10 protein-coding genes are annotated in these 13,296 nt (G+C 63.0%); 5 read left to right on the top strand and 5 right to left on the bottom strand.

What is annotated here, in order from left to right; all coding sequences use genetic code 11:
* The first annotated feature begins 588 nt into the window (after positions 1–588).
* Positions 589–1,500, top strand: a complete 912-nt coding sequence (locus F3J43_RS18490) for a LysR substrate-binding domain-containing protein (protein ID WP_166889911.1) — start codon at positions 589–591, stop codon at positions 1,498–1,500.
* A 25-nt stretch (positions 1,501–1,525) separates the two neighbouring features.
* Here F3J43_RS18490 and F3J43_RS18485 read toward each other — a convergent pair whose 3' ends face one another.
* The 3 genes from F3J43_RS18485 to ycaC all read right to left on the bottom strand — a co-directional run bounded on the left by F3J43_RS18485 (position 1,526) and on the right by ycaC (position 4,832).
* Entirely contained in the window at positions 1,526–3,364 is a 1,839-nt protein-coding gene (locus tag F3J43_RS18485) for an amidohydrolase (RefSeq protein ID WP_166889923.1), read from the bottom strand.
* Positions 3,365–3,592: 228 nt separating this feature from the next.
* Positions 3,593–4,144, bottom strand: coding sequence for an antibiotic biosynthesis monooxygenase (locus F3J43_RS18480; RefSeq protein ID WP_166889908.1), 552 nt, complete (start codon positions 4,142–4,144; stop codon positions 3,593–3,595).
* Between the two features lie 58 nt (positions 4,145–4,202).
* Entirely contained in the window at positions 4,203–4,832 is a 630-nt protein-coding gene (ycaC, locus tag F3J43_RS18475; protein ID WP_166889905.1) for an isochorismate family cysteine hydrolase YcaC, read from the bottom strand.
* 331 nt (positions 4,833–5,163) lie between these two features.
* On the opposite strand from ycaC, the gene F3J43_RS18470 reads away from it, so the two are divergent.
* From F3J43_RS18470 to F3J43_RS18460, 3 genes are all read left to right on the top strand, one after another.
* Positions 5,164–6,576, top strand: a complete 1,413-nt coding sequence (locus F3J43_RS18470; protein ID WP_166889903.1) for a PAAR domain-containing protein — start codon at positions 5,164–5,166, stop codon at positions 6,574–6,576.
* A 386-nt stretch (positions 6,577–6,962) separates the two neighbouring features.
* A complete protein-coding gene (locus tag F3J43_RS18465; RefSeq protein ID WP_205297952.1) occupies positions 6,963–7,568 on the top strand; it encodes a hypothetical protein in 606 nt (201 codons plus the stop codon).
* 131 nt (positions 7,569–7,699) lie between these two features.
* Positions 7,700–9,127: a mechanosensitive ion channel family protein gene (locus tag F3J43_RS18460; protein ID WP_166889900.1), complete on the top strand. Its 1,428-nt coding sequence runs from the start codon at positions 7,700–7,702 to the stop codon at positions 9,125–9,127.
* An 87-nt stretch (positions 9,128–9,214) separates the two neighbouring features.
* On the opposite strand, the gene amaA is transcribed toward F3J43_RS18460, so the two are convergent.
* Both amaA and amaB read right to left on the bottom strand, forming a co-directional pair.
* A complete protein-coding gene (amaA, locus tag F3J43_RS18455; protein ID WP_166889896.1) occupies positions 9,215–10,501 on the bottom strand; it encodes an L-pipecolate oxidase in 1,287 nt (428 codons plus the stop codon).
* A 143-nt stretch (positions 10,502–10,644) separates the two neighbouring features.
* The gene (amaB, locus tag F3J43_RS18450; protein WP_166889893.1) at positions 10,645–12,135 is read right to left on the bottom strand and encodes an L-piperidine-6-carboxylate dehydrogenase; all 1,491 of its coding nucleotides are present in this window, start codon (positions 12,133–12,135) and stop codon (positions 10,645–10,647) included.
* A 160-nt stretch (positions 12,136–12,295) separates the two neighbouring features.
* Between amaB and F3J43_RS18445 the strand changes: the two genes are divergently transcribed.
* The gene (locus tag F3J43_RS18445) at positions 12,296–13,162 is read left to right on the top strand and encodes a LysR family transcriptional regulator (RefSeq protein WP_286184778.1); all 867 of its coding nucleotides are present in this window, start codon (positions 12,296–12,298) and stop codon (positions 13,160–13,162) included.
* Positions 13,163–13,296: the final 134 nt, after the last annotated feature.

The raw sequence follows: 13,296 nt of genomic DNA, 5'->3' as shown, positions 1-13,296 counted from the left end.
GGCGCATCGCGGGCTTTCGCCCACTCCCACATCTGTTTCGGGCGATGCAGTCCTGTGAGGGTACCGCTGTACGCCTTGGCGCATGCCTCAAGCCAGGCGAAGCGCCAGCAGCGCCCACGCCGAAACCTCGCCATGCCAGCAGGGCGCATCGTGGGCTATCGCCCGCTCCCACATCTGTTTCGGACGATGCAGTCCTGTGATGTTGTCGCTGTGCGCCTTGGTGCATGCCTCAAGCCAGGCGAAGCGCCCGCAGCGCCCACGCTGAAACCTCGCCATGCCAACAAGGCGGACAAGGCAATGCCACAGGAGAGATTGGCCCGAAACAAATGTGGGAGTGGGCGATAGCCCGCGATGCGCCGCGCGGGCGGCGCTCGATCTCACAGGCGCCATAACTTCAAAGGCAGCCACCTGGTGGCCATCACTCAAGATCACCTGGAAATCAGTGCACATTCAACACTGCCAGATATATCCCAGATCTCCTGACGACTCTCCTCAAAGACCAACCAACAGCCATCAAGGACGTTGGATGAGGGACACCTTCGCCCGGTAGACTGCAAGCCATCGTCCCCGGCACGCTGCGGAGCCCCCATGGAAGACCTCAACTCCCTCTACTACTTCACCCAGGTAGTCGAGCACGGCGGCTTCGCCCCAGCCGGGCGGGCGCTGGACATGCCCAAGTCGAAGCTCAGCCGGCGCATCGCCGACCTCGAAGAGCGCCTCGGCGTGCGCCTGCTGCACCGTACCAGCCGGCACTGCTCGCTGACCGAGATCGGCCAGGCCTACTACAACCGCTGCCTGGCCATGCGCGTGGAGGCCGAGGGCGCGGCCGAACTCATCGAGCGCAACCGCAGCGAACCTCGCGGGCTGGTGCGTATCAGTTGCCCGACCACCCTGCTCAACGCCTGGGTCGGGCCGATGCTGACCCGCTACATGGCCAAGTACCCGCAGGTAGAGCTGTTCATCGAAAGCACCAACCGCCGCGTCGACCTGCTGCACGAAGGCTTCGACGTAGCGCTGCGGGTGCGCTTCCCGCCGCTGGAAAACACCGACATGGTGATGAAGGTGTTGAGCAACAGCACCCAATGCCTGGTCGGACACCCCTCCTTTCTTGAACAGTTGCCGCCCGACTTCGAACCGCAGCAACTGAGCGAGCTGCCTAGCCTGCACTGGGGCGGCGCCCAACGTGACTACCAGTGGGAGCTGTTCCGCGACGAGAGCATGAGCCACAGCCTGGTGATCCCACATACGCCACGGGTGGTCACCGATGACTTGTTCGCATTGCGCCACTTCGTGGTGGCCGGGGTGGGGATCGCGCACCTGCCACGGGTGGCGGTGCGCGAAGACCTGGCTGCCGGGCGGCTGGTGGAACTGCTACCGCAGTGGCACCCGCGTTGCGGGATCGTGCATGCGATCTTCCCGTCGCGACGAGGCTTGCTGCCCTCGGTACGCTCGCTCATTGATCACCTGGCGGAAGAGTTTGCCATCAGCGACATGGCCTGATCGCCCCGCCCCGTAGGAACCAGCCTCAGAACGCGAAGCACGAACAACCCAACGCCCCCCAGAACCCTTGATAATCACTCACTGGGATACTGGAGTGTCGGGCTTTCTCATGGCTGTGGGCATGCACCCCGCACGGCCCGACGCACTGGTGCAGCACCGCCGCCATCGGTGCCCCGGCGCGCCAGTGCCCCGGGACCTTGACCACCGGCGACCACTCCGGCAGCACCGGCACCTGCGCAGGGCCAAGCTTGTCGAACTCGGCGGCGCCGTACACCACCTTGCCGTCGACCAGGGTCAACACCGACTCGATGCCTTTGATCGCCTCCTCGTCGACACTGAAAAAGTCCAGCGACAGCGCCGCCAGGTCGGCTAGCTGGCCCACCTTGATCTGCCCCTTCTTGCCCTGCTCGCTGGAGAACCAGGCGCTGCCGTGGGTGAACAGTTGCAGCGCGGTCTCGCGGCCCAGCCCTTCGGGATAGAGCGACAGGCCGCCAACGGTCTTGCCGCTGACCATCCAGTACAGCGAAGTCCACGGGTTGTAGCTAGACACCCGGGTCGCATCGGTACCGGCGCCCACCGGCACGCCCATGTCGAGCATGCGCTTGATCGGCGGGGTGTGCTCGGCGGCCTTGGCGCCATAACGGTCGACGAAGTACTCGCCCTGGAAGGCCATGCGGTCCTGGATGGCGATGCCGCCGCCCAGCGCCCGCACGCGTTCGATGTTCTGCGGGGTGATGGTCTCGGCATGGTCGAAGAACCACGGCAGGCCATTGAACGGGATATCGCGGTCGACCTTCTCGAACACGTCGAGCATGCGCGAGATGGATTCGTTGTAGGTGGCATGCAGGCGGAACGGCCAGCGCTGCTCGACCAGGTGGCGCACCACCGGTTCGAGTTCCTGCTCCATGGTCTGCGGCAGGTCCGGGCGCGGCTCGAGGAAGTCCTCGAAGTCGGCGGCGGAGAACACCAGCATCTCGCCGGCACCGTTGTGGCGGAAGAAGTCGCTGCCATCGCCGGGCTTGACCTTCTGCGTCCAGTTCTTGAAGTCGGTGAGCTCTTCCTTGGGTTTCTGGGTGAACAGGTTGTAGGCGATGCGCACGGTCAGTTGGTCGTTGTCGGCCAGTTCCTGGATCACCTGGTAGTCATCCGGGTAGTTCTGGTAGCCGCCGCCGGCATCGATGGCGCTGGTCAGCCCCAGGCGATTGAGCTCGCGCATGAACTGGCGGGTCGAGTTGACCTGGTACTCCAGCGGCAGCTTCGGCCCCTTGGCCAGGGTGGCGTAGAGGATGGTGGCGTTGGGGCGGGCGATCAGCATGCCGGTGGGGTTGCCGAACTTGTCGCGCTGGATCTCGCCGCCTGCTGGGTTCGGCGTGTCCTTGGTGTAGCCCACGGCCTTGAGCGCGGCGCGGTTGAGCAGCGCGCGGTCGTAGAGGTGCAGCAGGAACACCGGGGTATCCGGGGCCGCCTGGTTGATCTCGTCGAGGGTCGGCATGCGCTTTTCGGCGAACTGGAATTCGTTCCAGCCACCCACCACGCGTACCCACTGCGGGCTTGGGGTTCGTTCGGCCTGGTCCTTGAGCATGCGCAGGGCGTCGGCCAGCGACGGCACGCCTTCCCAGCGCAGTTCCAGGTTGTAGTTCAGGCCGCCGCGGATCAAGTGCAGGTGCGAGTCGTTCAGGCCCGGGATCACCGTGCGCTGACACAGGTCGATGATCTGCGTGCCAACGCCCTTGTGGACCATGGCTTCAGCGTCGCTACCCACGGCAATGAACTTGCCGTCCTTGATGGCCACCGCGGTGGCACTGGGGTTTTCACGGTCAACGGTGTGCAGTTTGCCGTTGAACAGGATGAGATCGGCGGTCATGGTGCCTCCTTGGGGGGATGCATGGGCGGAGCCGGCGGTGCCGGCGAAGGGCAGTGCCGACCAGAGCGCGCCCGCGGCGCCAAGCACGGTGCTGGCGGCGATGAACTGGCGACGGCTCTTGTCGTTCGGATCCTGGGACATGGTGTTCTCCATCGGAATGCGGCTGGGCATGGAGGACGGGCTTGGCCGTTGAAGACTAGCAGCGGCGCCAACCCTGCCAGCGGCCGTTCAGCCGCGCAGCCAGGCAGCGCAGCGCCGGGTCACCCAGGGCATGATGTAGAACACCACGGGCAGGATGACGAACAGGTTGCTGATCAGGTTGCCGCTGATCGGACCGCCCAGGCTCGGGTAGCGACTGAACACAGGCGCCAGCAACTGCGGGACGATCAGGGTCATCGGGCAGATCACCAGATAGGTCAACAGCGCCTGCTTCCAGCGCGGTGGTTGCGCCATCGTCGCGCTTGGCGGGGTGAACCAGAACTCCGGGTCGTCGTGCACCCGTGGGTGATCGCCATCCTCCAGCAGCGGCAGCACTTCGCTGACCAGCGCCTGGCGCTCGGCCGAGTCGACCCAGGCCTGCAACTGGGTGGCGTCGGCGAAACGCACCACGGTGGTGAAGTGACGACCCGCGTCGTCCGGACGGATGACGTTGACGTCCAGGTGGCCGGGCTGCTGGCGCGCGGTGGTCACGGCGCGCTTGAGCCAGGCTTCGTACTGCGCCAGTGCCTCGGCGCGGACCTTGTGCTGGATGACCAGGGTGACGACAGTGCGGTTGTCCATCTGCTTGGCTCCGTTGCTGGACGGGAAGAACCGGGCGCCGTCTCCGGCGCCCGATGCCTTACTTGCCGGCGGTCAGGGCGTTGTAGCTGGTGATCAGGTTGCGGTAGTCGGGGATGTGGTTGGAGAACAGCGCCGCCAGCCCCTCGACATCGTTGCGCCAGTCGCGGTGCAGTTCACAGGCCACGCCGAACCAGGTCATCAGTTGCGCCCCGGCCTGGCTCATGCGGTTGTGGGCGGCGTCGCGGGTCATTTCATTGAAGGTGCCGGATGCGTCGGTGACCACGAACACCTCGAACTCTTCTTCAAGGGCCGCCAGCGCCGGGAATGCCACGCACACCTCGGTGACCACACCGGCGATGATCAGTTGCTTCTTGCCGGTGGCCTTCACGGCCTTGACGAAGTCTTCGTTGTCCCAGGCGTTGATCTGGCCAGGCCGGGCGATGTACGGGGCGTCCGGGAACAGGGCCTTCAGCTCGGGCACCAGCGGGCCGTTGGGGCCTTGCTCGAAGCTGGTGGTGAGGATGGTCGGCAGGTTGAAGTACTTGGCCAGGTCGGCCAGGGCCAGCACATTGTTCTTGAAGCGGTCCGGCTCGATGTCACGGACCAGGGACAGCAGGCCGGCCTGGTGGTCGACCAGCAGTACGGCGGCGTCGTCTTTGTTCAGGCGGTTGTATTTGAAGTTGTTCATTACCGGTGCTCCTAGGTTTCGATCTTCAGTGGGTGGGGTGTTTCGTGTTGATGGGGGAAGATTAAAACCGTGACCTTTGCAACGGTAGATAGCGAAATTTGCCTTTAGCGTTCTATTCTAGGAACGATATGAGTACCGCTCTACAACCCCGGGCCGATAGCGCGAGTCCGCGCATTCGACACACCTTCAGAGACCTTCCCGCCAACCTGTCAGACTTTTCCTGCGGACTGATCTGCTACTCGCGCAGGGCATTTCCCAGCCACTACAAGCCCCGAAAATAGCCGCTTCCAAGGTGATAGCGTTCCGCTCCCACACCTCAAGGAACCGAGTCGTGAACCAGCGTCCCAGCATTTTCGGGAATGGCCAAGGCCTCGATGGCGATCTCACCAGCACAGGCGCCACCTGCATCGCCAGCCAGTCCCGCGGCACCTTCAATGGCCGTCGTTGGTTGATCGAAGGCGACCCCACCAGTGCCTGCCCGCTTTGCGACGAAGTCGGCCTCATCCTCGAGGGCGAACAGCGCTGGATCCAGGATGGCCGTCCCACTGCCGTAGACGGCACGCTGGTCAAATGCGGGTGTCCGCTGGGCAGCAATCGCGTGGTGGCACCACTGCACCAGCCACCTGCGCTACGCAACGCGCCTGGAGTGACGGCCATACCTGCAGCATCGCCACCGGACTACTCGAATAACCCGGTGAGCACTGTCTACCCGTCCCGGGTATTCCCGACGTCGCCTGCTCCGCGAGCCATGGAGCCTGGCTTCTACATCGTCCCGCGCTGCATGACGTACCAGGAAGTCCTGCTGGAACTTGGCGCTCCGCAGGCCAATCTGCCGCGCTCGATCCTCGAGCGCTTGAACCCGACCTTTGAACAAGGTTTCAAGGCTGGCGAGATATTCGTCATTGGCGATGGCCTGAGTCGGCCTGTCTGCACCCGTGAAGAACTGCATGCCATAAGCGCGGCGACACAGGCGCGAGAGGCCTTGGCCAGTCTGACGCCGGAAGAAGCGCAGTTCATGCTGCGGCACCAGGCGGAGATTGCCGGGTTGCTCAGTGATGTGAGCCTCTCCGTCGGTGTAAGTGAAACGATGATTGCAAAATCGCTGGATGATCTAGGTCTCATCTTGCGGAAGATCGAAGCACTGCATCAGCAGCAATTTGCCAAGCACGGGCACCTACACAGCGCTGAGTTTTTCGCCGAGCGCATGAAACTGCTCAAACAATTGAATACAAATCTGAAAGCAACCGTTTTGAACAAGCGCCTTAATCTTGGAAACTACGAAAGACTACGCCGGGATCTGGGCATTTCATCAAAAAGCTTAGTTCATCACTGGAGCAAAGCAGGGGCGCCAGGCCAAATCCCCGGATACTCAACACACCTGGATAAACTAGCGAGCATCTCCAAATACTTGAAGGCAGGAGGGCGTATAGGCATTGCCATAGGGGGTATTGGCTCGGCAGTGAAAATTTCTGATGTGTGTCGAGCGGGTGATACCACGGCATGTGAAAAAGTAAAGATAACGGAAGCCAGTAACTTTACCGGTGGTTTGGCCGGAGGGTGGCTTGGAGGCAATGTAGCTACTAAAGCCGCTGCAAAGGTCTGCTGGAGAGTTGGGTCGCCTAAAGGGATCCTGATATGCGGAATAGTCATAACTGGGGCCGGAGCATATGTCGGCAGCACCAAAGGGATGAAGCATGGCGAAGAAATTGGGGAGTTGATTTTCGAGAGTTTTCAAGATGATTGAACAACTCGAATTCAAGGTAAGAATATTCCTATTAGCCTCTCCTTTCTGTCTAGGCCTAGTCGGGCTTGCATTGGATCTTCACATTGCCTGTAGCCGTGACTTCAAAAAAATGACTTCAGCACTTCAAAGGAGCGAGTGCCTTTCATTGGCTACGTACATGTGGGGAGAGCGAAGCATAAAATCTAGAGTACTAGTCGTCTCCATGATATCAAGCGAGCTGATGTTTCCCAATTCCAGAATCCGCAGAGGCTCACTGGATGTTCAAGACCACATGCAATTCCCTAAGCCCTTAAAAAGAAAAATAATAACTGCCGCCTGGCTGAATGTCGCTGGCTTCACTTGGCTAATCACAAACAGTTTCATCACATGAGCCGCCGAAGGTAAAAATGACAGTAATCGAAGACCAAATTCATTCATCGCCTGCAAGCTCAAACATGAATAACACGCAGCTCCACATAGTTTCCATATCGAAGCTGATACTCATGGGTTGCTTGTCCCTAGGTTTTTATTTTGCCTACTGGAACTATCGTCACTGGCTTCTTATTCGAGGGCAACGCGGCTTCAAGATAACGCCTCTGCTGTGCACGATTTTTGGAGGGTTCACCCTGTATTTTCTAATGAGGAAAATTGTCGCCCGCAGCCGCACCAAGCATTTACCAGTCGAAGGATCTGCGCTTGGCGTCACCCTGATGTACTGGATTCCGTCCTTGCTGCTACTGAGCTGGGAGCTTTGGGATCCTGTACCTTCAGTCGACGGCCTGCCCTTCTCGATCATACTCATCACTCCGTTGCTCCTTTCTGTCGCCTACACAGCTTTTTTCTCCGTGGTGTTGATTCAGATCCAGCAAGCCGCCAATGCTTGTGCAGGAGATCCATTGGGATTGCAGAATGCTCAAATCACTTGGACAAACGTTCTATGGATAGTCATCAGCTGGATCCCCTGCGCCGGCCTCATTGGCTATGTGTCAACTTACGAATCATTCCTTCAATAGCCCCATCAGCCTAAACCGGAAGCGCTCAGGCCGTTGTCAAAACAGGGCAGCGGCCTAACGCTCAGCCATTGCCTGCCACGACAACCTGCTCTATTACTACCCACAGCCCTCTCCTCACTCCCGAGACTTCCATGCTGGCGCTCATCCAGTCGTCCCCGTTGTTGCTCGGTACTGCCCTTCTCCTGCTCGACCTCGTGCTCTGGCAACTGCTCCCTGCCCAGCGCCGCGCCTGGCGCATTGGCGCGCGGCTGGTGATCTTCCTGCTGTTCAGCGCGGTGCTGCTGGCCGCCGGCATGAGCCCGCTGCAACCGGCGGCGGAAACCGACGATGTAGCGCGCAACCTGCTGGCCACGGTGCTGACCATCGCCTGGTGGCTGATCGGCGCGCGCACGGTGACGGTGGTGTTCGGCCTGCTGCTGGTGGCCCGCGGCAGTCATGGCGGGCGCCTGCTGCAGGATGTGGTCGGCGCGCTGATCTTCCTCGCTGCGGTGGTCGCGGCGGCGGCCTATGTGCTGCAACTGCCGGTGAAAGGGCTGCTGGCCACCTCGGGGGTGATGGCCATCGTCATCGGCCTGGCCCTGCAAAGCACCTTGAGCGATGTGTTCAGCGGCATCGTGCTCAACACCACGCGCCCCTACCAGATCGGCGACTCGATCTCGATCGACGGCACCGAAGGCAAGGTGGTGGACATCGACTGGCGCGCCACCCGCCTGATCACCGGCAGCGGCAGCCTGGCGGTGATTCCCAATTCGCTGGCGGCCAAGGCGCGTCTGCTCAACCACAGCCGCCCGGCCGACCGCCATGGTGTCGCGATCAGCGTGGTGGTGCCGGCCAAGGTACGCCCCAGACGAGTGTTCGACGCGCTGGAAAAGGCGCTGCAAGGCACCAGCGCCCTGCTCGCTTCGCCCGAGCCGAAGGTCACGGTCAAGGCCGCGACGCTGGAGTCGGTGGAATACGAGGCCAGCGCTTTCGTCGCCGACATGGCGCGCAAGACCGAGGTGCGCAACCAGCTGTTCGACCTGGCCCACCGCCACCTCGAGGCCAACGGCGTGATGTGGAACCTCGACCTGGCGCGGCCTGCGCGCAGCCGTCAACGCGAATTGCTCGACGAAGTGCGAGTGTTCCGCTCGCTGAGCGGCGAGGAGCGCGACGCCCTGAGCCAGCGCATGACGGCAGTGGAGTACCTGGCCGACCAGGTGATTCTCGGCGTCGGTGACAATTCGGACCACCTGCTGGTGATCGGCAGCGGGGTGATCCAGGCCTCGGTGCGCAACGGCGAGCGGCTGGTCGAAGCCGGGCGCATGGGGCCGGGGGAGGTGCTGGGGATCGAGGGGCTGGTGGACCAGGACGACTCGCTGGCCGAGTTCCGCACGCTGACCAGTTGCCTGCTCTACCGCATCGAGAAGGACCAGGTGCGCAGTTGCCTGGAGCAGCGCGGCGAGGTGAAGTCGGCGCTGACCAAGCTGCAAAGGTTCCGGCAGATGAGTCGCGAATCGCTATTGCTGCAGAAACCGCCGGAGGTGAAGAAAGGCGGCTTCCTGAGCTGGTTGCACAAATAACCCATCGCGGGCCAAGCTCGCTCCCACGCAGCACTGGAATGAAGGCGTGGGAGCGGGCTTGCCCCGCGAAGGTGCCTGGAATGACGACTACAGCACCACGCGCAGACACTGCCCGGCGTGGTACAGCGAGAACCCCGACTCATAGAACGCCGTACGCAACGACGGCGCGCTCACCGGTTTCATCGGCGAGAACGGGATCGGCAGGCTGTCGGGGTCGTCCTTGAGCAGGAACTCGGCGAACGCCCGGCCGATCACCGTACCGGTGGTGTTGCCCCGGCCGTTGTAGCCGGTCACCGCCACCAGCCCCGGCGCCGGCTCGAACAGACGCATCAGGTGATCGGGGGTGAAGTCGATGCAACCGGTCCAGTGCATCTCCCACTCGACCTTGCCCAGTTGCGGGTAGTAATGGCTCTGGATCCGGTCGGCCCAACTGCGCACGAACCACGCCGGCTTGTTGTCGACCCGGCCAAGGCTGCCGAGCAACAGGCGGCCCTGGTCGTCGCGGCGGATGCTGCTGAGCACGGTGCGGGTGTCCCATGAGCCCTGGCCATGAGGCAGGACCTTGTCGGCGGCGGCGCCGTGCAGCGGCTTCGAGGCCACCTGGTAGTAATAGCCGCGGAAGAAGTGCTTTTGCAGGCTGTTCCAGTCGCCCTCGGTGTAGGCGCCGGTGGAGATCACCACCTTGTCCGCGCGCACCGCGCCATGCGCGGTCGTTACCCGCCAGGCGTCGCCAGCGCGCTCCAGCCCCTCGACCGAGGACTGCTGGAACAGCTTGCCGCCAAGCCGGCTCACCGCGCCTGCCAGGCCCTGGGTGTAGCCCATGGGGTTGATGGTGCCGGCGCGGCGGTCGAGCAGCGCGGCGGAAATCTTGTCGGTGCCACAGTATTCCTGGCACTTGCCGCCCGTCAGCAACTCGACATCGGCTCCCCGGCGCGACCATTGCTGGTGGCGGGCTTCGAGGTCGGCGATACCGGTGGCGTTGTGGGCCATGTGCAGGGTGCCCTTGTGCTGCGCCTGGCAGTCGATCCCCAGGCGCTCGATCATCGCGAACACTTCGCCCGGCGCCTCGCCGAGCACCTGGTTCAGCCGACTGCCCTGCTTGTGCCCCAGGGTCGCCTCGACGTCATCGGGGCGAATCCAGGTCCCGGCATTGACCAGGCCGACGTTGCGCCCCGAACCGCCGTGGCCGATCTTCCAGGCCTCCAGCAAAATCACCGACTTGCCCTGCTCGAGCAGATGGATGGCCGCGGACAGCCCGGTGATGCCACCGCCGATCACGCAGACATCCGCCTTGTGCTCGCCGGCCAGGGCCTGGGCGGGCACGCTCGGCGGGGTGAGGAATTCCCACAGACATTCTTGACGCAGTTCGGACATGGCCCGGCTCCAGCACTATTGTTCTTGTTGGGGCTGCTACGCAGCCCGTTCGCGACACAAGGCCGCTCCTGCAGAAGATTGCGATATCCATGCAGGAGCGGCCTTGTGACGCGAAACGGGGGCAAGGCCCCCGCCTGTGCTCATCAATCGAACACGATACCCTGGGCCAGCGGCAACTCGCGCGAGTAGTTCACGGTGTTGGTCTGCCGGCGCATGTAGCCTTTCCAGGCATCCGACCCGGACTCACGCCCGCCACCAGTCTCCTTCTCGCCACCAAACGCCCCGCCGATCTCTGCACCGCTGGTGCCGATGTTGACGTTGGCGATGCCGCAGTCGCTGCCCGAAGCGCTCTGGAAACGTTCGGCCTCGCGAATATCGGTGGTGAAGATGCACGACGACAGGCCTTGCGGCACTTCGTTGTTCAGGCGCAGGGCCTCTTCGAAGTCGTCATAGGCCAGCACGTAGAGGATCGGCGCGAAGGTCTCGTGGCGCACCACCTCGCTCTGCGCCGGCATCTCGGCGATGGCCGGGGATACGTAGTAGGCGTTCGGGTATTGCTCGGCCAGTTGACGCTCGCCGCCAAACACCTGGCCGCCCTCGTCGCGGGCCTTGGCCAGCGCGCCCTGCATGGCGTCGAACGACAGCTTGTCGATCAGCGGGCCAACCAGGTTGTCCTTGCGTGGATCGCCGATGCGTACCTTGGCGTAGGCGGCCTTGACCCGGGCCACCACCTCGTCCTTGATCGAGCGGTGCACGATCAGGCGACGCAGGGTGGTGCAGCGCTGGCCAGCGGTGCCGACGGCAGAGAACAGGATGCCGCGCACGGCCAGGTCCAGATCGGCGCTCGGCGCCAGGATCATGGCGTTGTTGCCACCCAGTTCGAGGATGCTGCGACCAAAACGTGCGGCGACACGTGGCCCGACTTCGCGGCCCATGCGGGTACTGCCGGTGGCGCTGACCAGCGGCACGCGCGGGTCGTCGACCAGGGCTTCGCCGGCTTCGCGACCACCGATCACCAGTTGGCTGAGGCCGGCCGGGGCGTCGCCGAAGGCCTTCAGGGCTTTCTCGAACAGTGCCTGGCAAGCCAGGGCGGTGAGCGGGGTCTTCTCCGACGGCTTCCACACCACCGCGTTGCCCGCCACCAGTGCCAGCGCGGTGTTCCACGCCCATACCGCCACCGGGAAGTTGAAGGCGCTGATCACCCCGACCACACCCAGTGGGTGCCAGGTCTCACGCATGTGGTGGCCCGGACGCTCGGAGGCGATGGTCAGGCCGTACAACTGGCGCGACAGGCCGACGGCGAAGTCGCAGATGTCGATCATTTCCTGCACTTCGCCCAGGCCTTCCTGGGTGATCTTGCCGGCTTCGATGGACACCAGTTCACCGAGGTCGGCCTTGTGCTCGCGCAGCACTTCGCCAAACAGGCGCACCAGTTCGCCGCGGCGCGGTGCCGGCACGCTGCGCCAGGCTTCGAAAGCAGCCTGCGCCTGGTCGATGCGGGCGATGGTGTCGGCCTTGCCGAGCAGCTTCACCGAGGCGATGCGGCTGCCGTCGATCGGGGTGTGAACAGGGTTGTCGCCCTGGGTGTAAGCCGCGGCGGCAACGCCAAGGCGCTCGAGCAGTCCAGCAACCATTGTGCTTCTCCTGAATCGGGTGACAGGTTGAAAAATGACGTGGGTCAGTATTAATCCGATTACACAAGTGCAACAAACGACCTTTATTCCGCATATCATTCCGCCAGGTAATGATCCGAGCCGCAGAGACCAAACTATGTCCAAACGCCTGGTGCCCTCCATGACCGCCCTGCAGTGCTTCGAGGCTGCAGCCCGCCACCTGAGCTTCACTCGTGCCGCCGAAGAGCTGCACCTGACGCAGAGCGCGGTGAGCAAGCAGGTCGCGCAGCTCGAGGAAATGCTGCGCCACCACCTGTTCCTGCGCATTCGCCGGCGCCTGCAACTCACCCCCGCAGGTTCGTTGTACCTGGCCGAGGTCAACAAGATCCTCACCCAGGTCGACATGTCGAGCCGCTACGTGCAGACCTACGGCACGCAGACTGAAGTGCTCAAGGTAGCCACTCAACCGAGCTTCGGCGTGCGCTGGCTGATCCCGCACCTCAAGGGTTTCGGCAAGCGCCACCCGAACATCCACCTGGATATCCGCAACGAGATGGAGCCGTTCGCCCTGCTGCAAGGGTCGGCGGACGTGGTGTTCTTCTATGGCCAAGGCACCTGGCCAGGGGCGACCTGCGTGGAACTGTTCGGTGAGGAGGTGGTGCCGGTGTGTGCCCCTGAGCTACTGCAAGCACGCGCGCTGCCCGACGCCGGCGCGCTGGCGGAGCTGGTGCTGCTGCAAAGCGCCTCGCGGCCGGAGGCTTGGCATGAGTGGTTCCTGGAGCAGGGGCTGCACACCGACAACAGCTACCACGGGCCGCGTTTCGATACGTTCTATATGGCCTTGAGCGCCGCGCAGTCGGGGTGTGGGGTGGCGCTGGTACCGCGCTACCTGGTGGCCAGGGAGTTGGCCGAAGGCAGCCTGGTGATGGCCTGGGACCATGCGATGAAGAGCAACGGCGCGCATTACCTGGCGTTTGCCGAGCATGCGGCGGAGGTGCCGAAAGTGCGAGCGCTGGTGGAGTGGGTGCGGGAGCAGTTGCAGGCTTGAGGTGACTGATGGCTAGGGCTGCTGCGCAGCCCTTTCGCGACACAAGGCCCTCAAGATCAATCATTAAAGGAATGAAACACCCACTTTTTTTCGCTTGTACGGCAACTCCATTCCCAGCTTTCATGTAAGCGTCC

This window comes from Pantoea sp. Cy-639 (genome assembly GCF_011752525.1).
Taxonomy (GTDB): domain Bacteria; phylum Pseudomonadota; class Gammaproteobacteria; order Pseudomonadales; family Pseudomonadaceae; genus Aquipseudomonas.
The sequence above is the reverse complement of the archived record's forward strand: the minus strand, read 5'-3'. Positions and strand labels throughout refer to the sequence as shown.